At 66.4% G+C, this 19856-nt stretch carries 10 protein-coding genes; 7 read left to right on the top strand and 3 right to left on the bottom strand.

From position 1 onward, the window contains the following. Nucleotides 1-145 precede the first annotated feature (145 nt). The gene (locus VKI00_RS23860; RefSeq protein ID WP_324441888.1) at nt 146-1618 is read right to left on the bottom strand and encodes an aldehyde dehydrogenase; all 1473 of its coding nucleotides are present in this window, start codon (nt 1616-1618) and stop codon (nt 146-148) included. Between the two features lie 101 nt (nt 1619-1719). On the opposite strand from VKI00_RS23860, the gene VKI00_RS23855 reads away from it, so the two are divergent. Both VKI00_RS23855 and VKI00_RS23850 read left to right on the top strand, forming a co-directional pair. After that, nucleotides 1720-2511: an enoyl-CoA hydratase/isomerase family protein gene (locus tag VKI00_RS23855; RefSeq protein ID WP_324441886.1), complete on the top strand. Its 792-nt coding sequence runs from the start codon at nt 1720-1722 to the stop codon at nt 2509-2511. A 1-nt stretch (nt 2512) separates the two neighbouring features. After that, nucleotides 2513-3823, top strand: a complete 1311-nt coding sequence (locus VKI00_RS23850) for a lipocalin-like domain-containing protein (protein WP_324441884.1) — start codon at nt 2513-2515, stop codon at nt 3821-3823. Here the strand turns inward: VKI00_RS23850 and VKI00_RS23845 are convergent. Then, entirely contained in the window at nt 3809-4942 is a 1134-nt protein-coding gene (locus VKI00_RS23845; protein WP_324441882.1) for an aromatic ring-hydroxylating oxygenase subunit alpha, read from the bottom strand. The genes VKI00_RS23850 and VKI00_RS23845 overlap by 15 nt on opposite strands. Nucleotides 4943-5115: 173 nt before the next feature. Between VKI00_RS23845 and VKI00_RS23840 the strand changes: the two genes are divergently transcribed. Continuing rightward, nucleotides 5116-5583 carry a hypothetical protein gene (locus VKI00_RS23840; protein WP_324441880.1) on the top strand — a complete coding sequence of 156 codons (468 nt, stop codon included), beginning with the start codon at nt 5116-5118 and terminating at the stop codon, nt 5581-5583. A gap of 222 nt (nt 5584-5805) precedes the next feature. On the opposite strand, the gene VKI00_RS23835 is transcribed toward VKI00_RS23840, so the two are convergent. After that, nucleotides 5806-7494, bottom strand: coding sequence for a serine/threonine-protein kinase (locus VKI00_RS23835; RefSeq protein WP_324441878.1), 1689 nt, complete (start codon nt 7492-7494; stop codon nt 5806-5808). 170 nt (nt 7495-7664) lie between these two features. Between VKI00_RS23835 and VKI00_RS23830 the strand changes: the two genes are divergently transcribed. The 4 genes from VKI00_RS23830 to VKI00_RS23815 all read left to right on the top strand — a co-directional run. Then, a complete protein-coding gene (locus VKI00_RS23830) occupies nt 7665-8873 on the top strand; it encodes a low temperature requirement protein A (RefSeq protein WP_324441892.1) in 1209 nt (402 codons plus the stop codon). A 69-nt stretch (nt 8874-8942) separates the two neighbouring features. Then, the gene (locus tag VKI00_RS23825) at nt 8943-9659 is read left to right on the top strand and encodes a DUF1906 domain-containing protein (protein WP_324441890.1); all 717 of its coding nucleotides are present in this window, start codon (nt 8943-8945) and stop codon (nt 9657-9659) included. A gap of 483 nt (nt 9660-10142) precedes the next feature. Beyond that, nucleotides 10143-19403 carry a polyketide synthase gene (locus VKI00_RS23820; RefSeq protein ID WP_324441876.1) on the top strand — a complete coding sequence of 3087 codons (9261 nt, stop codon included), beginning with the start codon at nt 10143-10145 and terminating at the stop codon, nt 19401-19403. An 88-nt stretch (nt 19404-19491) separates the two neighbouring features. After that, nucleotides 19492-19856 (top strand): holo-ACP synthase (locus tag VKI00_RS23815; protein WP_324441874.1); only part of this gene is annotated, 365 nt, incomplete at its 3' end.

The raw sequence follows: 19856 nt of genomic DNA, 5'->3' as shown, positions 1-19856 counted from the left end.
ATTCATGGTGTGTGCACACATCGGTTACATGGAATTTCGGCAATGGCAGCGCGAAAGCTCGGCGAGGTTGACGTGCGGTTCCTCGCTCCACAGATCCTAAATACGTTGTCACACAACGGGCTAACGAATACAGAGCACTTTACTGTCAACCAGGCAGCGGTGGCATCTTTCCCGCGCTGACCACCGACTGCAGCTCGACATACTCGTGCAGGCCTTCCGGGCCGAACTCGCGGCCGATGCCCGATTGCTTGAAACCGCCGAACGGACTGCCGATGTCGAGGGTGTACATGTTGATGCCATAGGTGCCGGCGCGCACACCCGCGGCGACCTCGAGACCGTGCGCGACGTCGGCGGTCCACACCGACCCGGCCAGACCATAGTCGCTGTCGTTGGCGATGCGGATCGCGTCGTCCTCATCGCGGTAGGTCAACACGCTCAGCACCGGGCCAAAGATCTCCTCCCGCGCGATGCGCATGTCGTTGTTCGCGCCGACAAACAAAGTTGGCCGCACGTACCAGCCGCGCTCGCTCGGAGCGTCCTCGCCGCCAAGGATCATGCGGGCGCCCTCTTTCACGCCGGACCTAATAAAGTCCTGCACCCGATGTTGCTGCCGTTGGGCCACCAGCGGGCCGACGTCGGTCGCCTCATCGGACGGATCGCCCACATGTAGACCCGACATCATGTCGGCCAGCGCGTCGACGACCTCGTCGTGACGACGTTCGCTGACCAGAATGCGGGTCTGCGCTACGCACGCCTGGCCATTGTTCATCAGGCTCGCGCTCTTCAGGCCCTTGACCGTCTTGTCGATGTCGGCATCATCGAGGATGATCGCCGCGGACTTGCCGCCCAGTTCCAGGCTGACGCGCTTGAGTTGCTCGCCGCACAGCGCGGCGATCCGGCGTCCCACGGCACTCGACCCGGTGAACGCGATCTTGTCCACACCCGGATGGCGTACCAGCGCCTCGCCGACGTCCGTGCCGCCGGGCAGCACAGAGACCACCCCGTCCGGCAGGTCCAGCTGCTCGACCATCTCGGCCAACCACAAAGCGTCCAAAGGTGTTTCGGGTGCAGGCTTGACGATGACGGTGCAACCCGCGATCAGGGCGGGAATCAGCTTGGGCATGATCAGGAATTGCGGCACATTCCACGGCACGATCGCCCCAACCACGCCGACCGGGGCTCGCCGCAGGTGCACTTCGCCGAGCACTCCTTGGCGACGTTCGGCCCAGGGAAAGTCGCGGGCGACTGCCAGCGCGAGGTGGATCAGCGACACCGCGGCCGTCGCTTGGCCCAGCCGGCTGAAACTGCGCGGTGAACCCATTTCGTCGGTGATCAGGTCGGCCATCTCCTCGAGATGACCGGAGTAGTCCTGCGCGAGCTGTTCCACCTTGCGCATTCGCTCGCTGGGGTCCAGCCGCGGCCACGGGCCCTGGTCGAAGGCCTGCCGCGCGGCGGCGACCGCGGCGTCGACGTCGGCCGGGGCAGCGGCGGGAGCCTCGCCGATCGTCTCTTCGGAATGCGGGGAGATGACCGTTATCCGGTTCGGGGTGGACGGCTCACGCCAATGTCCTCCGATGAAAAGCCGTTCGTAGCAACGGTGGTCGCTGGTTTCCGTCATTGGGACACCACCTCTGAAAAGGGCGACGGCAATTTTCGCTATTGATGCTAACATAGCAAAAAAGCCCGGCAGAGAGCCTCGGGCTAATAGTGAAGGCCGACGTGAGCGACGAACTTCGGGTGACGACGGACGGAGCCGTACGGATCGTCACAATCAACCGCCCGGACGCTCACAATGTCATCGACGCGACCCTGCACCACAAGCTGCTGGATGTATGGCGTGACCTGGAGCGCGACTCCGGAGCCCGCTGCGTGGTGCTGACCGGCGCCGGTAAAACCTTCAGCGGTGGAGGCGATTTCGCGTTCCTGAAGGCCCAGCATCGTTCCCTTGCCCTTCGCTACGACATCTCCGCGCAAGCGTCGGACATCCTCAACGCGATGATCAACTTCCGGCTGCCCGTCATCGCCGCGGTCAACGGCCCAGCCGTCGGGCTGGGCGCATCGCTGGCACTGTGTTGCGATCTGGTGTTGATGTCCGAGCGCAGCTATCTGTGCGATCCACACGTCTCGATCGGGCTCACGGCCGGCGACGGCGGAGCGTTGCTGTGGCCGTACATGACCAGCCTCATCCGCGCCAAGGAATACATCTACACCGGTGAGCGCATCCCAGCCGAGCTCGCGGTCGATCTGGGCCTGGCCAACCGCGTCACCACCGCCGACAGCCTGATGGACGAGGCGCTGCGGTTGGCCGCGCGGCTGGCGGCCCAGCCGGCCCGCGCACTGCAGACCACCAAGCGCGCGTTCTCTAAGCACCTCGCTCAGGCGGCGGTCGCGATCATCGACTACGGGCTGGCCGCCGAAACGCTTGAGCTCGGCGCCGACGACCACATCGACAAGGTGCGTGAGTTCCTCGGCGCTGACAAATACGACGCGATCGATGTGCCCAAGGGGTGAGATGAGCAACGACTGGCGCAATTACCCGTTCCGGCTGGTGCCCAATGACAGCGCGCTGGATTTCCCTGCGGCCGAGGGCGAACACGCCGACCAGGAGTCCGACACCTGGTTCATCGCCGGCGAGCTGACCGCCACGACGGGCCGCTCGTTCGCGTTCCTGACCATCTTCAACAAGAACCGCCCCGGCGGGACGGTCGTCGCGGACTTCTACACGATGGCGCTATTCGATTGCGATACCGGCGTATACGGCACCTACACCGATTACGACATGCCACCGAAGAACATGCGTCCGGACGCGCGGCCCAAATTGTCCATGGCCGCCGGGCACCTCGACATCCACTACGAAAGCAGCGCCGGGACGGCGGCGTGGACGACGTGCCGCGACGATGACGGAGAACTGCTGCCCTACAACTACCGCGTCAGCCTGTTCGGTGTCGATCAGGCAGACCGGCCGATGGAACTGGACTTGACCGTCATGCCAACCCGCGCGCCGGTACCGGTCGGCGCGGACACGCTCGACGGCAAGATCATCTGCTTCGGCCAGCACGACACCTATTCGTATTTCCAGACCGGCTTGGCGATGCACGGGACGCTGCGCTGGGGCGAGTTGCATGAACGGGTCAGCGGCAGCGCAGGACACGTCGATCGGCAGTGGTTCCCCAAATACATCGGCGGCGGGGGGACCGGGGGAGACCCGCGTGCCCGCTCGCATGAATGGCGCACGATCAACCTGGACAACGGCGTCGACATGAGCATCTGGCGGCAGTTCGACCGGACGGACGGCAATGCGCTGCAACCATTCTCGGGTGTGACCGTGAGTTACCCCGACCCGGCGATGGCTCCCGAGTGCGCGGAGGACGTCGAGGTCACGGTGAGCAGCTATGTCCGATGGCCGGATACGATCCGGCCATTGGTGCGGCCACTGGCGCCAACCCGCTACATGCCCGACCGGCACCGGTTACGCTGTGCCAGTTTGCAACTAGATCTAATCGGCGAGCCTCTGGTGGCGGCACCGGCGCATGGTCTGCCGATCGAATACATGGAAGGGCCGTATCGCTATCGCGGAACCATGCGGGGAGAACCGGTGACCGGCTTTGCGTTCTACGAGCGCTCGCTGGCGCTCTACCGGGATTGGGAGCTGATCGACGTACTGGCCGCCGAACCGTCGTTGGTCAGTCTCGTTGAGCAGGTCCGTCCGCTGGTGGCCTCGGGCCGTCGGGCAGAAGCGCGAAAGTTGTTGGAAGCCAATGATCAACCTGATTGCCGCGATGTTATCGACGCGCTGATCGCGGTGTTGTCAGTGGACAGCTGACGCCCAGGACATGTGGCGATGCTGCAGCCCAGGTTCGTTGCGGCCGAACAACAGGTGATCGCGGGCGCCGGACTCGAGGTTGGCCTGTAGGCCCGCGACGAGCCGGTAGTCCTCGTCCCGCACGGTGGCATGGGCGTAGTCGAACACAGCCTGCGCGCCGGCGGCGACGGATTCCTCGGAGATGTCCAGCGGCGTCGAATTCTGGTGGACGGTAATGGATCTGCCCGGTTTATCGCCCGGGTAGATACGGAACAGCTCACCGTTGGCGATAGTCACCGACAGCACGATGTTCGGAAACAGCGCGTAGATCACCACCATGTTCTGGAACGGGTCCCACTGGTCTTCGGGAACAGTCTCCAGATCCAGGACGGAGTTCAGCGGAAAGATCAACCGGTGATGCGGGCCGAACGAGTCGAACACCGTGCAGTTGCTGCGCGCGATCGTGGCGAAGGTCTCCCGGTGGACGGTGGCGAAGTGATAGTTCTCCGAGAACGTGTCGACCGCCAATTTCCAGTTGATCGGCGAGTCGAGCACTTTCTCGCCCAGCGGAGACCATCGGCCGATGCCCCACGAATCGAGTTCCTCGGACAGCGGACCCAGGTGTGCCGAGACGTCCAGCGTCGCGGCGGGATCGAGTGCCACCCAGAGGAATCCGGCGAATTCGGCGGCGGGCAGCTCGGTCAGGCCATCGGACTTCACTTGCACGCCCGGGAAGCCTTCACGGCCGGGCAGACCGACTAACCGACCGGTGTCGTCATAGGTCCACGCGTGATACGGACAGCTGAACCGCCTGGCCTTACCGCAACCGGTGACCACCTGCGACTGCCGATGCAAGCAAACGTTGTTGAACGCCTTGACCGAACCGGTAGACGTTCTCGTCAGGAGAACGGATCGCCCCAGCACGGACTTCGTGCAGTAGCTCCCAAGCTCCGGCAGCTCGGAGACATAACCGACCAGCTGCGGGCTGGCCATCAGCATCGCCACGTCCCGCTCGTGGCGTTCGATCGACGTGTACTCGCTCGCCTGGACCGTATGTTCGGCCGGCGCAAGATCGGTCGTTTTGTCGCGTGCCAGCTTCACGGCACGTCGGGTCAAGTCGATGAGTTGGTCGCGTTCCATCGCGGTCCTCCACTATCGGGCCGACGCTCTCGTTGACGCTAAATTTACTAACTTAGCAATAACTGTATAGGTGGGTATACATCCAAGGTTGTCGCGGCGCATCCTAGTTCCAAAGCCGTTGCGGGCCGAGAGGAGAAGCCTATGGCCCCACACCGTCTGAGGAGCTCGTCGGATTGTGCGCCGCGTCGCTCGCCATCGCCGCGTCGCTTCCTCCAACTGCCTCCGCCGACAATCCGTCGTGGAACGGCCAGTACGTGATCACATTCATGGTTGGTCCCAAGGATGGGACCAGCGTGGCGGCCAGTCAGCCCGAGACTCAGCACACCGAGACCTACGGATTCCGATCAAGCTGTACGAGCGGAAAGTGCATCGCCACGATCGTCAGCGGCCCTCCGCCGACCAACCCAACGGTTCCGCAACCGGTGCAATTCACCTGGGACGGGTCGTCCTGGACGCAAGTCAGCGATTTCCAGTGGGACTGCATGATGCCCGACACCTCGATCCAGTGGGCTCCGGCCAAATCCACCGTGCGTTACACGCCTCAAGCCAACGGAACGCTCAACGGCGTCATGCACACCGACATCGCGAGCGGCCCGTGCCAGGGCTGGATCGAGATGGACATGACGGCTGAGCGCGCATGACGGTATAGCGAGCATTGACGTCACGGCGCCACTGGTTGATCTTCGATCAACCGATCAAAGCCCCAGTGCCTCCACGATGTGCTTGTGTCTGTTAGCCGCCGGGCGTCGCAGTCACTACGTTCATGCCGACGCCGATATCGAACAACGGCGGTTGCGACGTGCGTTCACGTTTCATTCGTCTGTGGCGCTTGGCAATTGCCAGGCCTTCCGACGGGCCGTTCGTTACCCTCCGGGGGGCTCCCAAGCGGATCCCCCCGGCGTGTCCGAACAGACCACGGGCGTGCCCGAGTTTGACGTGGCTGCCGAGCCCGGGGGGCCGCAGGGCATGCCGACGGCAGGCCGGGTATCGAGGCCGCCTGGGGTGGTGCTGGTCGGCGGCGTATGGGTCCGGGTCGTCGTCGTCTCTGGCGTCGAAGGCCGGCTAGCCGGCGCAGCAGTCGTCGTCGCCAACGACGGTGAAGGTGCTGCGGGCGCTGGCGGCGGGGTCGTAACCGGAGGCGGTGCGATGACGATGGGCGGCGGCGGGATGGCCGTCGCCGGCGTCGGGCGTGCGGACTGGACCGTCGTCACCGGAGACGGAGTATCGACATCCGTCGGCGTGTCCGTGGGCTTAGAGGCCGAACGTAGCGCCATGACGCCCACGATCCCGCCCATCGCCACCGTCAGGATGGCAAGACCGAGGCCGGCCGTGTGCAGCCGGTGACGACGGCGCGACGCCATCCGTGCGTCGTCGGTGGGCGCGCTCCATACGTCAGCTTCCGCGAGGGCGATGGCATCGTCGACCTCAGGCTCTGGCAGCACATCTGGCGGAGCGGCGGCTTCGCGAACTTCGGCCTTTGGCAGGAGACCTATCGGGTCGACGGCATCACCAAAGTCGGCCTCCGGCAAGGTCTCTGAGGGGTTGAGGGCATCGTCGGCTGCGGTAGCCGACGGAATGGGCACCGCCGCGACTGGCGGGGCGGGTTCGGCCGCAGCGGGTGGAGCGACTATGAGCGATTCGGTCGGCGCGGCACCGTTCGTCTCGGGCGCGGCGAGCAACGCGGCAGCTCCGGCGTTCGGGTCATACGGTCCGAGACCCTCTTTCGACTCGAGTGCTTTGGCGAAGTCTCGACAGTGGCGGAATCTCTCGGTGGGATTCTTCTTGAGTGCTTGGGCGAATGGCGTGTCGAAGTAGGTCAATTCCGGTCTGACATCACCCGGCCGAGGCGGTGCGTCCTTCAGGTGCTTGCCGATCAACACGGCCGGGTTCATGTGCGCAAACGGTGCCGATCCGGTCAACAGATGGAACGCGGTGGCGGCCAGGGCATAGAGGTCCGTTCGGCCGTCGATCGAGTCGTCCATCAATTGTTCGGGCGCTGCATAACTCACCGTGCCGATGCCCAGGTCCGCCCGAGTCAGGCTGTTGGTCTCATCGGGGCGCCGGGGCAAACCAAAGCCGGCCAGCAGAATCCGTCGTCTGCGGGACTCCAAATTGCTGATCAGAATGTTGGTCGGATTCACGTATCCGTGCACCAGCCCGAGTTCATGGGCGTAATCGAGCGCTTCCGCGATCGCGAAGACGATCTCGACCACCAGGTCGGGCGGCATGCCTTCGGGATAGGTCTCGGTCAGCAGCTGGGCCGTGTCGATGCCGTCGACGTAGTCCATCGAAAGCCACAACCGGTCATCGAACTCACCCCGATCGTGGAGGCTGACGATGTTCGGGTGCCACAGAGCGGCTGCCCGGCCGGTCGTCTGTTTGAACTGGTAGCGATACTCCGGGTCGGCCGATAACTCGGCGGACACGATCTTGAGCGCGTCATGCCGCGGCAACCTCGGGTGCTCAGCCAGATAGAGCTCGCCGGTCTGTCCGTACCCAAGCAGTCGAACAATGTGGAATCCGGCGGCCGTCGCGCCATCGACCAGCGGCATGGGGAGGATCGTACATACATGCGCGGGAAGCTAAGGGCCGGGTGCTGAAGCTCCTAGCTGCACACATGTGCAGCTACCGCATGCGGACCCACGAGTGTGATGAGAATGTCCGGGTGAGCGAACCCGCAAGCCACCCGACAAACAGGGCATTCGCGCACCGGCTCCGCCGAATGTCGGGCCGCGACCCGCACGAGCCGCATCGGGTGGCGACGCCGTTGGAGCTGCTCTTCGACCTGACATTCGTCATCGCTTTCGGGGTGGCCGCCTCGGAATTCGCGCACGCGCTGGTGAGTGGGCACATCGGTGCCGGGCTGGCCGGTTTCGTCTTCGCCACCTTCGCTATCAGCTGGGCGTGGATCAACTTCAGTTGGTTCGCCTCGGCATACGACACCGATGACTGGGTTTACCGGCTGACGACGATGCTGCAGATGGTGGGGGTGCTGGTTCTGGCCCTGGGGATCCCGCAGGTGTTCTCCTCGATCGCCGGCGGCGAGCACGTCAACGACCGGGTCCTGGTCGCGGGCTATGTGGTGATGCGCATTGCCATGGTGATCCAGTGGTTACGTGCGGCGAAGCAGGACCCGCAGCGGAGGGCGGCCTGCCTCGCTTATGCGACCGCGATCACCGTCGCGCAGGTCGGGTGGATAGCCGTTGCCGTTGCCGACACACCGGTGGGGGTCACTTTCATCCTGATCGCCGTGATGATTGCCATCGAGCTGACCGGTCCGTTGCTCGCCGAGAAGCGCATGGGCGGCACGCCGTGGCATGCACACCACATTGTCGAGCGGAACGGGCTGCTGACGATCATCGCGCTCGGCGAAGGGGTGGTGGGCACGGTTGCCTCACTGTCGGCGGTGGTCGCTGACCAGGGCTGGACGACGGACGCCGTCTTGGTGGCGGTGGCCGGAACGGGTTTGACCTTCGGCATGTGGTGGGTCTATTTCGTGGTGCCGGCTGCCGACTTGCTGCGCGCCCATCGGGATCGCTCATTCGGCTACGGCTACTCGCACATCCTGCTGTTCGGTTCGATCGTCGCCACCGGAGCCGGGCTGCATGCGGCCGCGTACTACATCCAGCATCGGTCGGAGTTGGGTTCGGTCGCCACGGTGGTAGCGGTCGCGGCACCTGTTGGCGTCTACATTCTTGTGGTGTTCGGGACGTACCTGCTGCTGGTCCGCACCTTGGACGCGTTCTATGCGCTCGACGTGCTGATCGGCCTGCTGGTGTTGGGGGCGGCGGTGGGGCTTGCGGCCGCCGGCGTTTCGACGACGGTGTGTCTGCTGGTTGTGATGGCCGCGCCGGCGGCGATCGTCGCCAGTTTCGAGTTGTTCGGGCACCGGCACCTGGCGGACGTGCTGACGCAGGCCCATCGACGCTGATACGAATGTGACCAGTGGCGTTGATGAGGTAGTTGGTGCATTTGTCGTATCCTGTGACGCGTGGCGCACATGTCTCGGCGCGACGTGCTGAAATTCGCGGCGGCGACACCTGCCCTGATCGGTCTCGGTGTCGCGGCGGAATCGCTGTGCGCCCCGTCGGCGTCGGCCGATGGCCTGGGCGTCTTGCTGGACTACGCGGCCGGAGTGATCCCCGCCAGCCAGATCAGGGCGGCCGGCGCCGCGGGCTCGATCCGCTATGTATCGGATCGCCGGCCCGGTGGCTCGTGGATGCTGGGCAAGCCGATCGAACTCTCCGAAGCCCGCGACCTCAACCAGAACGGCCTGAAGATCGTCTCCTGCTATCAGTACGGCAAGCAGAGCTCCGCCGACTGGCTGGGCGGCCAAAGCGCGGGCGTCCAACATGCCCGGCGCGGGTGGCAGCTGCACACCGCCGCCGGGGGCCCGGCCGGCGCCCCCATCTACGCCTCGATCGATGACGATCCGTCCTACGAGCAGTACAAGCAGCAGGTCGCGCCCTATCTGCGCGGCTGGGAGTCGGTGGTCGGCCACCAGCGCACCGGTGTGTACGGCAACTCCAAAACGATCGAATGGGCGCTGCAGGACGGCCTGGGCTCCTACTTCTGGCAGCACAACTGGGGCTCGCCCGGGGGCCGCACTCATCCCGCCGCAAATCTGCACCAGGTCGAGATCGACAAGCGCAATGTCGGCGGCGTCGGGGTCGACATCAACAACATCTGCAAGCCGCAGTTCGGTCAGTGGGCGTGACCGAGCTGACCCGCGGGTAAGTTTCCAGCAAACTTCTGCCGCCCGGTCACGCGGTTCGATCATCTTGGGCCGCCGCGCCGGCCGTCGTCAGATGTAGACCGGCAGTCTCTATAAAGCGCAGATTTTTTAGATAACGATTCCATAACAATACTGCCTTGATCTGCGCTGTTGTTGCTACTCGACCGTAACCACCTGCTTCCAGCAGGTTTGTTCGGCGGGCCCTCCGCCGCGGTTGAGCAGAGTGTTACCCAGAGCACCGTTACCCGCGCGTAGAACTCACCAGTAACCGATTCGCGCAGGAAACACCGCTCGGTTCTTATGACACTCTTATTGGAGCCGATGACGTCCCCTCGGTCGGCGCCGAAGCCGGAGCAGTCGAGACGCGGTTGGTTATGCGGGGGGTCACTCGGGATTGAGACGACATCCGCAGGGCAGCGCGGCTCTGACACGCGAGACGAAAAGCGCTTTTAGGGAGATACGCACGTGACGATCTACGAGCACCACCGAGTGTCCGCTGACCACGACGGGATGACCGCGGAGGCCACGCATGGCACTCATGCTCTGGTCGATCGTCTGACTACCGGCGAGCCCTATGCGGTGGCGTTCGGCGGGCAAGGCGGCGCGTGGCTGGAGACGCTGGAAGAGCTGGTCTCCTCGGCGGGCATCGAATCCGAGCTGGCGACGCTGGTCGGCGAGGTCGACATGCTGCTCGAACCGGTCGCCAAGGAGCTCGTCGTGGTGCGACCGATCGGGTTTGAGCCGATGCGTTGGGTACGCGCGCTGGCTGCCGAGGACCCGGTTCCATCCGCCAAGCACCTCACGTCGGCCGCGGTGTCGTTGCCGGGCGTGCTGCTGACCCAGATCGCGGCGATCCGCACCCTCGCGCGCCAAGGCATGGACCTGCAGGCCACCCCGCCGGTGGCCGTCATCGGGCACTCGCAGGGCATTTTGGGCGTGGAGGCCCTGAAGGCCGCGGGCGAACGCGATATTGAGCTGCTGGCCATCGCGCAGCTGATCGGCGCCGCCGGCACGCTGGTGGCCCGCCGCCGCGGCATCTCGGTCCTCGGCGATCGCCCACCGATGGTGTCGGTCAGCAACGCCGACCCCGAGCGCATCTACCGGCTGCTCGAGGACTTCTCTCAAGACGTCCGGACCGTGCTGCCGCCCGTCTTGTCGATCCGCAACGGCCGACGCTCGGTCGTCATCACCGGCACTCCCGAGCAGCTGTCCCGCTTCGAGCTCTACTGCAAGCAGATCTCGGAGAAGGAGGAAGCCGACCGCAAGAACAAGATCCGCGGAGGCGACGTCTTCGCGCCGGCCTTCGACCCGGTGCAGGTCGAGGTGGGCTTCCACACGCCGCGCCTGGCCGACGCGCTCGACATCGTCGGCGAGTGGGCCGAAAAAGTCGGCCTCGACGTCGAGTTGGCCCGCGCGCTGGCCGGGTCGATCTTGGTGCAGCCGGTCGACTGGGTGGACGAGGTCGTCAGAGTCCACGAGGCAGGCGCCCGCTGGATTCTCGATCTGGGGCCCGGCGACATCCTGACCCGGCTGACCGCGCCGGTGATCCGCGGCCTGGGCATCGGGATCGTGCCCGCGGCGACCCGCGGTGGTCAGCGCAACCTGTTCACGATCGGCGCCGTCCCGGAGGTGGCCCGGCCCTGGTCGAGCTACGCCCCGTCGGTGGTCAGCTTGCCCGACGGCAGGGTCAAACTCTCGACGAAGTTCACCCGGCTCACCGGCCGGTCGCCAATCTTGTTGGCCGGCATGACCCCGACCACCGTCGACGCCAAGATCGTGGCCGCAGCGGCCAACGCAGGACACTGGGCCGAGCTCGCCGGCGGCGGGCAGGTCACCGAACCGATCTTCAACGACCGCATCGACGAACTGTCCGGTCTGCTTGAACCCGGTCGGACCTATCAGTTCAATGCGCTGTTCCTCGACCCGTATCTGTGGAAGCTGCAGGTCGGCGGAAAACGGTTGGTGCAAAAGGCCCGTCAGTCCGGCGCGCCGATCGACGGCCTGATCGTCAGCGCGGGCATCCCCGAGCTGGAAGAGGCCGTCGAGCTGATCGACGAACTCAACGAGATCGGGATCAGCCACGTGGTGTTCAAGCCGGGCACCGTCGAGCAGATCCGCTCGGTCATTCGCATCGCCACCGAGGTGCCGACCAAGCCGGTCATCATGCACATCGAGGGCGGGCGCGCCGGCGGCCACCATTCGTGGGAAGACCTCGACGATCTACTGCTGGCCACCTATTCGGAATTGCGGTCGCGGCCCAACATCACCGTCTGCGTCGGCGGCGGCATCGGCACCCCCGAGCGGGCGGCCGAATACCTGTCCGGGCACTGGGCCGAGGCCTATGGCTTCCCGTTGATGCCCGTTGACGGCATTCTGGTCGGCACCGCGGCGATGGCGACGCTGGAATCCACCACGTCGCCTTCGGTCAAGCGGATGCTGGTCGAAACGCAGGGCACCGACCACTGGATCAGCGCCGGAAAAGCCCAGGGCGGCATGGCTTCCAGTCGCAGCCAGCTCGGCGCCGACATCCACGAGATCGACAACTCCGCTTCGCGTTGCGGACGCCTGCTCGACCAGGTCGCCGGAGACGCCGAAGCCGTCGCGGAGCGCCGCGACGAGATCATCGCGGCGATGGCCAACACCGCCAAGCCGTACTTCGGCGACGTCGGTGAGATGACTTACCTGCAGTGGCTGCAGCGTTACGTCGAGCTGACCATCGGCGACGGCACCAGCACGGCCGACACCGCGGCACCCGGCAGCCCGTGGTTGGCAGACACCTGGCGCGAGCGGTTCGAGCAGATGCTGCAACAAGCCGAGGCGCGACTGCACGCGCAGGACCACGGCCCGATCGACACCCTGTTTTCCGCGTCCAGCGGTTCGGCGCTGCTGGAGAACCCAGAGGCGGCCATCGCCGCGCTGCTTGCCCGCTACCCGGACGCCCAGACCGTGCAACTGCACCCGGCCGACGTGCCGTTCTTCGTCACGCTGTGCAAGACGCTGGGCAAGCCGGTCAACTTCGTGCCGGTGATCGATAAGGACGTCCGGCGCTGGTGGCGCAGCGACTCGCTGTGGCAGGCCCACGACGCCCGTTACGAGGCCGAGCAGGTGTGCATCATCCCCGGCACCGCCGCGGTCGCCGGCATCACCCGGATGGACGAACCGGTCGGTGAATTGCTGGACCGCTTCGAGCAGGCCGCGATCGACGAGGTGCTCTCCACCGGGGCGCAGCCCACGCCGGTGACGGCGCGCCGCCAGGGTCGCATCGATGTGCACGGGCCGCTGGCCGTTGTGTTGGACGCACCGGATGTGCTGTGGGCCGGCCGTGTCGCCACCAACCCGGTGCACCGCATCGCCGATCCCGGCGAATGGCAGGTGCACGACGGACCCGAAGATTCCCGCGGGCCACGAGCCACCCATCCATCCACCGGCGCGCGGCTGCACACCGAGGCTGACCAGGTGGTGTTGAGCGTGCCGATCGCGGGCACCTGGATCGACATCCGATTCAGCCTGTCCGCCAGCACGATTGACGGCGGCATTCCGGTTGTCCGCACCAAGGACGCCATCGAAGCGATGCGCTCGGTGTTGGCCATCGCCGCCGGCGCCGACGGTCCGGAGTCGCTGCCGCGGGTGCACAACGGGACAGCCACGGTGACCGTGCCGTGGGATCCCGAGCTGGTGGCCGACCACACCGGCGTCACCGCCATCTTCGGCGAGCCGTTGGCGCCCACGCTGACCACCGTGCCCGACGCGCTGGTCGGGCGCTGCTGGCCCGCCGTCTTCGCGGCCATCGGCTCCGCGGTCACCGCCGCCGGTGTCCCGGTCGTGGAGGGTTTGCTGAGCCTGGTGCACCTGGACCATGCCGCCCACCTGCTTGGCGCCCTGCCCAAAGTGCCGGCCGAATTGACCGTCACCGCAACGGCTTCGGTGGCCACCGATACCGAAGTCGGCCGTGTGGTCCCGATCTCGGTGACCGTCGCGGCCGGGGACCGCACGGTGCTTGCCACCCTTGAGGAGCGGTTCGCCATTCGTGGCCGCACCGGCGCCGCCGAATTGACCGACCCGATCCGGGCCGGTGGCGCGGTATCCGAGAACGCCACCGACACCCCGCGCCGTCGCCGTCGCGACGTCACGCTGCCCGCACCGGCCGACATGCGTCCGTTCGCGGTGGTGTCCGGCGATCACAACCCGATTCACACCGATCGGTCCGCGGCGCTGCTGGCCGGTTTGGAATCGCCGATCGTGCACGGGATGTGGTTGTCCGCGGCGGCGCAACATGTGGTGACCGCCACCGACGGCCAGGCCCGTCCTCCTGCTCGGCTAATCGGTTGGACGGCCCGCTTCCTGGGTATGGTGCGTCCCGGCGACGAGGTGGATTTCCGGGTCGATCGGGTCGGAATCGACCAGGGCGCAGAGGTTTTGGAGGTCGCGGCCCGGGTCGGCTCGGATCTGGTGATGTCGGCGACGGCACGGCTGGCTTCGCCCAAGACCGTCTATGCGTTTCCCGGTCAGGGCATCCAGCACAAGGGCATGGGCATGGAAGTCCGGGCCCGCTCGAAGGCGGCCCGCAAAGTGTGGGACTCCGCGGACAAGTTCACCCGCGACACGCTGGGCTTCTCGATACTGCACGTGGTGCGCGACAACCCGACCAGCATCATCGCCAGCGGCGTGCACTACTACCACCCCGAGGGCGTGCTCTACCTGACTCAGTTCACCCAGGTCGCCATGGCGACGGTGGCGGCGGCTCAAGTAGCCGAGATGCGCGAGCAGGGCGCGTTCGTGGAGGATGCCATCGCCTGCGGCCACTCCGTCGGCGAGTACACCGCGCTGGCCTGCGTGACGGGCATTTACGAGCTCGAAGGGTTGCTGGAGACGGTGTTTCACCGCGGCTCCAAGATGCATGACATCGTGCCGCGCGACGAGCTGGGGCGCTCGAACTACCTGCTGGCGGCGATCCGCCCGTCGCAGATCGATCTCGACGACGCCGACGTGCCGGGGTTCGTCCAGGAGATTTCGGCGCGTACCGGAGAGTTTCTGGAGATCGTGAACTTCAACCTGCGCGGCTCGCAGTATGCGATCGCTGGCACGGTGCTAGGGCTGGAGGCATTGGAAGCAGAGGTGGAGCGGCGCCGTGAGCTCTCCGGCGGTCGACGCTCGTTCATCCTGGTGCCGGGCATCGACGTGCCGTTCCACTCGCGGGTGCTGCGAGTCGGTGTAACCGATTTCCGCCGGTCACTGGACCGGGTCATGCCGCGCGACAAGGATCCCGATCTGATCATCGGGCGCTACATCCCCAACCTGGTGCCGCGGCCCTTCACCCTCGACCGCGACTTCATCCAGGAGATCCGCGATCTGGTGCCGGCCGAGCCGCTCGACGAGATCCTCGCCGACTACGACACCTGGCGCGCCGAACGGCCGCGCGAGATGGCGCGGACAGTCGTCATCGAGCTGCTGGCCTGGCAGTTCGCCAGCCCGGTGCGCTGGATCGAAACCCAGGATCTGCTGTTCACCGAAGAGGCCGCGGGCGGCCTGGGTGTGGAGCGGTTCGTCGAGATCGGCGTGAAGTCGGCGCCGACCGTGAGCGGACTGGCCACCAACACCCTCAAACTGCCCGAATATGCGCACAGCACAGTGGAAGTGCTCAATGCCGAGCGCGACGCCGCGGTGCTGTTCGCCACCGACACCGACCCCGAGCCGGAGGATGAGCTCGAAGAGGCTCTCGATTCCGACGCTGCCGCGTCGGAGGGTGCGCCCAGCCCCAATGTCGCGCCAGCCGTCGCTGCGGCTCCGGCCGCAGCTCCGTCCGGCGCTCCGAGGCCCGACGACATTGGGTTCGACGCGGCCGACGCCACGCTGGCGCTGATCGCGATCTCGGCCAAGATGCGCATCGACCAGATCGAGGAGCTGGACTCCATCGAGTCCATCACCGACGGCGCGTCCTCGCGGCGTAACCAACTGCTGGTCGACCTGGGTTCCGAGCTGAACCTCGGTGCCATCGACGGCGCCGCCGAGGCCGACCTGGCCGGGTTGCGCGCGCAGGTCACCAAGCTGGCCCGCACGTATAAGCCTTATGGGCCAGTGCTTTCCGATGCGATCAACGACCAGCTTCGAACGGTGCTGGGCCCGTCGGGCAAGCGGCCCGCGGCCATCGCCGAGCGGGTGAAGAAGACCTGGGAACTCGGCGACGGCTGGGTTAAGCACGTCACGGTCGAGGTCGCGCTCGGGACCCGTGAAGGCACCAGCGTTCGCGGCGGCGCAATGGGGAACCTGCATGAGGGTGCCCTGGCCGACGCCGCTGCCGTCGACAAGGTCATCGACGCCGCGGTGGCGGCGGTGGCCGCACGCCGCGGAATTGCGGTTGCGTTGCCGTCGTCCGGCAGCGGCAGCGCGACCGTCGACGCCGCGGCGTTGGGCGAGTTCACCGAGCAGATCACCGGCCGCGACGGCGTGCTCGCATCGGCGGCCCGCCTGGTGCTGGGTCAGCTGGGGTTGGATGAGGCGGTCACCGTGCCGCCGGCTGCGACCGACGCCGAGCTGATCGACCTGGTCACCACCGAATTGGGCGCGGACTGGCCACGGTTGGTGGCGCCGGTGTTCGACGGCAAGAAGGCCGTGGTGTTTGACGACCGCTGGGCCAGCGCCCGCGAAGACCTGGTCAAGCTCTGGCTGATCGACGACGACGAGGCCAACGCCGACTGGGCGCGGCTGTCGGAGCGGTTCGAGGGTTCCGGCCACGTCGTGGCCACGCAGGCGACCTGGTGGCAGGGCAAGGCACTCGCGGCCGGGCGTCAGGTCCACGCCTCGCTGTACGGCCGGATCGCTGCCGGCGCGGAGAACCCGGACAGCGGCCGCTACAGCGACGAAGTCGCGGTGGTGACCGGCGCGTCCAAGGGTTCGATCGCCGCGTCGGTGGTCGGACGGCTACTCGACGGCGGGGCCACCGTCATCGCGACGACGTCCAAGCTCGACGACGAGCGGCTGGCCTTCTACCGGAAGCTCTACCGCGACCACGCCCGCTACGGCGCCGCGCTGTGGGTGGTGGCGGCCAACATGGCGTCCTACTCCGACATCGACGCGCTGGTCGAATGGGTCGGCACCGAGCAGAGCGAAAGCCTTGGCCCGCAGTCGATTCACATCAAGGACGCGCAGACTCCGACACTGCTGTTCCCGTTCGCGGCTCCCCGTGTCGCCGGCGACCTGACCGAGGCCGGTTCGCGCTCGGAGATGGAAATGAAGGTGTTGCTGTGGGCAGTGCAGCGGCTGATCGGCGGACTGTCTCGAATCGGCGCCGAGCGCGACATCGCCTCGCGGCTGCACGTGGTGCTGCCCGGCTCGCCCAACCGCGGCATGTTCGGCGGCGACGGCGCCTACGGTGAGGCCAAGTCGGCGCTGGACGCCGTCGTAACCCGGTGGCAAGCCGAGTCGTCGTGGGCGCAGCGAGTCAGTCTGGCGCACGCGTTGATCGGCTGGACCCGGGGCACCGGGCTGATGGGCCACAACGACGCGATCGTTACCGCCGTCGAAGAAGCCGGTGTGACAACGTATTCCACCGACGAGATGGCCGACATGCTGCTGGCCCTCTGCGACATCGAGTCCAAGGCCGCGGCCGCCAGCGCGCCGATCAAGGTGGACCTGACCGGCGGGCTCGGCGACGTCGAGCTGGACATGGCCGAACTCGCCGCCAAGGCGCGCGAGGATCAGTCGGCCAAGGCCGCAGATGACGGCGACGAGGACTCCGACGCCGACGGCACCATCGCCGCGCTGCCGTCGCCGCCGCGTGGCTACAGCCCGACCCCGCCGCCGGAATGGGACGACCTCGATGTCGACCCCGCCGATTTGGTGGTCATCGTCGGTGGCGCCGAACTCGGCCCCTACGGTTCGTCGCGCACGCGCTTCGAGATGGAGGTCGACAACGAGCTGTCGGCCGCCGGCGTGCTCGAGCTGGCCTGGACCACCGGGCTGATCAAGTGGGAAGATGACCCTCAACCCGGTTGGTACGACACCGAATCCGGCGATCTGGTCGATGAGGCCGAGCTCGTCGAGCGCTATCACGACGCCGTGGTGGAACGGGTCGGGATCCGTGAGTTCGTCGACGACGGCGCAATCGACCCCGACCATGCGTCGCCGCTGTTGGTGTCGGTGTTCCTGGACAAGGACTTCGCCTTCGTGGTGTCTTCAGAGGCCGATGCTCGCGGGTTCGTCGAGTTCGACCCGGAACACACGGTCATCCGGCCGGTGCCCGGCTCCACCGACTGGCAGGTGATCCGCAAGGCGGGCACCGAGATTCGCGTACCACGCAAGACGAAGTTGTCGCGGACCGTCGGCGCGCAGATCCCCACCGGGTTCGACCCGACGGTGTTCGGCATCAGCCAGGACATGGCCACCTCTATCGACCGGGTGGCGCTGTGGAACATCGTCGCGACCGTCGACGCGTTCCTATCGTCGGGTTTCACGCCGACCGAGCTGATGCGATGGGTGCACCCGGGCCTGGTGGCCAGCACTCAGGGCACCGGCATGGGCGGCATGACGTCGATGCAGACGATGTATCACGGCAACCTGCTCGGCCGGAGCAAGCCGAACGACATCTTGCAGGAAGTTCTACCGAATGTCGTTGCCGCCCATGTTATTCAGAGCTATGTCGGTAGCTACGGCGCAATGATCCACCCGGTCGGCGCGTGTGCCACCGCGGCGGTCTCGGTCGAGGAGGGCGTCGACAAGATCCGCCTTGGTAAGGCCGAGTTGGTGGTCGCCGGCGGCTTCGACGACCTGACGCTGGAGGCCATCATGGGCTTCGGTGACATGGCCGCCACCGCCGACACCGAAATGATGCGCGGCCGCGGCATCGCGGACTCGAAGTTCTCCCGTCCGAACGACCGCCGCCGGCTCGGGTTCCTGGAAGCCCAGGGCGGCGGCACGATTCTGCTGGCCCGCGGTGACCTCGCGCTCAAGATGGGTCTACCGGTGCTGGCAGTCGTGCCCTACGTCCAGTCGTTCGCCGATGGTGTGCACACCTCGATCCCCGCCCCGGGCCTCGGTGCACTGGGCGCCGGGCGTGGCGGCAAGGATTCGGCGCTGGCCCGGTCGCTGGCCAAGCTGGGCGTCGGCGCCGACGACATCGCGGTGATCTCCAAGCACGACACCTCGACACTCGCCAACGATCCGAACGAGACCGAATTGCATGAGCGACTGGCCGATTCAATGGGCCGATCGCCGGGCGCGCCGCTGTTCATCGTCTCGCAGAAGAGCCTGACGGGGCACGCCAAGGGCGGCGCGGCGGTCTTCCAGATGATGGGGCTGTGCCAGATCCTGCGCGACGGAGTGATCCCGCCCAACCGCAGCCTGGATTGCGTCGACGACGAATTGGCCAGCTCGGCCCACTTCGTCTGGGTACGCGACACCCTGCGGCTGGACGGCAAGTTCCCGCTGAAGGCGGGGCTGGTGACCAGCCTCGGGTTCGGGCACGTGTCCGGCTTGGTCGCGCTGGTGCACCCGCAAGCCTTCCTGGCCGCACTGGACGCCGACCAGCGCGCCGATTACCAGCGACGGGCCGACGCGCGTGTGCTTGCCGGCCAGCGCCGGCTGGCCTCGGCGATCGCCGGGGGCCGCCCGATGTATGAGCGGCCCGCGGATCGTCGCTTCGATCACGAGGTGTCCGAGAAGCGGCAGGAAGCGGCGATGTTGCTCGACGCGGAGGCGCGACTGGGCGACGGGGACTTGTACCGTCGTTAACCACCTCCGGTGGCTGTCCGATAGGTTCATAGCCCGTGAGCTGCGCTGGCGACGATGCAGAGCGCTGCGATGAGGAGGAGCGGCGCCAATGAGCATTGTCGGAGTGGGGATCGACCTCGTCTCCATCCCTGAATTCGCCGAGCAGGTCGACCAGCCCGGAACCGTGTTCGCCGAAACCTTCACCCCCGGTGAGCGGCGCGATGCCTCCGACAAGAGTTCGTCGGCGGCACGCCACCTGGCGGCGCGTTGGGCGGCCAAGGAGGCGGTGATCAAAGCGTGGTCCGGGTCGCGGTTTTCCCAGCGGCCGGTGTTGCGTGAAGACATTCATCGCGACATCGAGGTGATCACCGACATGTGGGGACGGCCGAAGGTGCGGCTGACCGGCGACATCGCTAAGCATCTGAAGGACGTGACGATCCACGTTTCGTTGACGCACGAAGCTGACACCGCGGC

Origin of the sequence: Mycobacterium sp. (genome assembly GCF_035314665.1) — a bacterium.
Taxonomy (GTDB): Bacteria; Actinomycetota; Actinomycetes; order Mycobacteriales; family Mycobacteriaceae; genus Mycobacterium.
Note: the sequence above shows the minus strand (reverse complement) of the source record. Positions and strands in the feature narration are given on the sequence as shown.

Coding starts and splice junctions, on each gene's coding strand:
- VKI00_RS23860 (WP_324441888.1), bottom strand. CDS start 1,618: ATGACGGAAACCAGCGACCACCGTTGCTACGAACGGCTTTTCATCGGA.
- VKI00_RS23850 (WP_324441884.1), top strand. CDS start 2,513: ATGAGCAACGACTGGCGCAATTACCCGTTCCGGCTGGTGCCCAATGAC.
- VKI00_RS23845 (WP_324441882.1), bottom strand. CDS start 4,942: ATGGAACGCGACCAACTCATCGACTTGACCCGACGTGCCGTGAAGCTG.
- VKI00_RS23835 (WP_324441878.1), bottom strand. CDS start 7,494: ATGCCGCTGGTCGATGGCGCGACGGCCGCCGGATTCCACATTGTTCGA.
- VKI00_RS23830 (WP_324441892.1), top strand. CDS start 7,665: ATGTCGGGCCGCGACCCGCACGAGCCGCATCGGGTGGCGACGCCGTTG.
- VKI00_RS23825 (WP_324441890.1), top strand. CDS start 8,943: ATGTCTCGGCGCGACGTGCTGAAATTCGCGGCGGCGACACCTGCCCTG.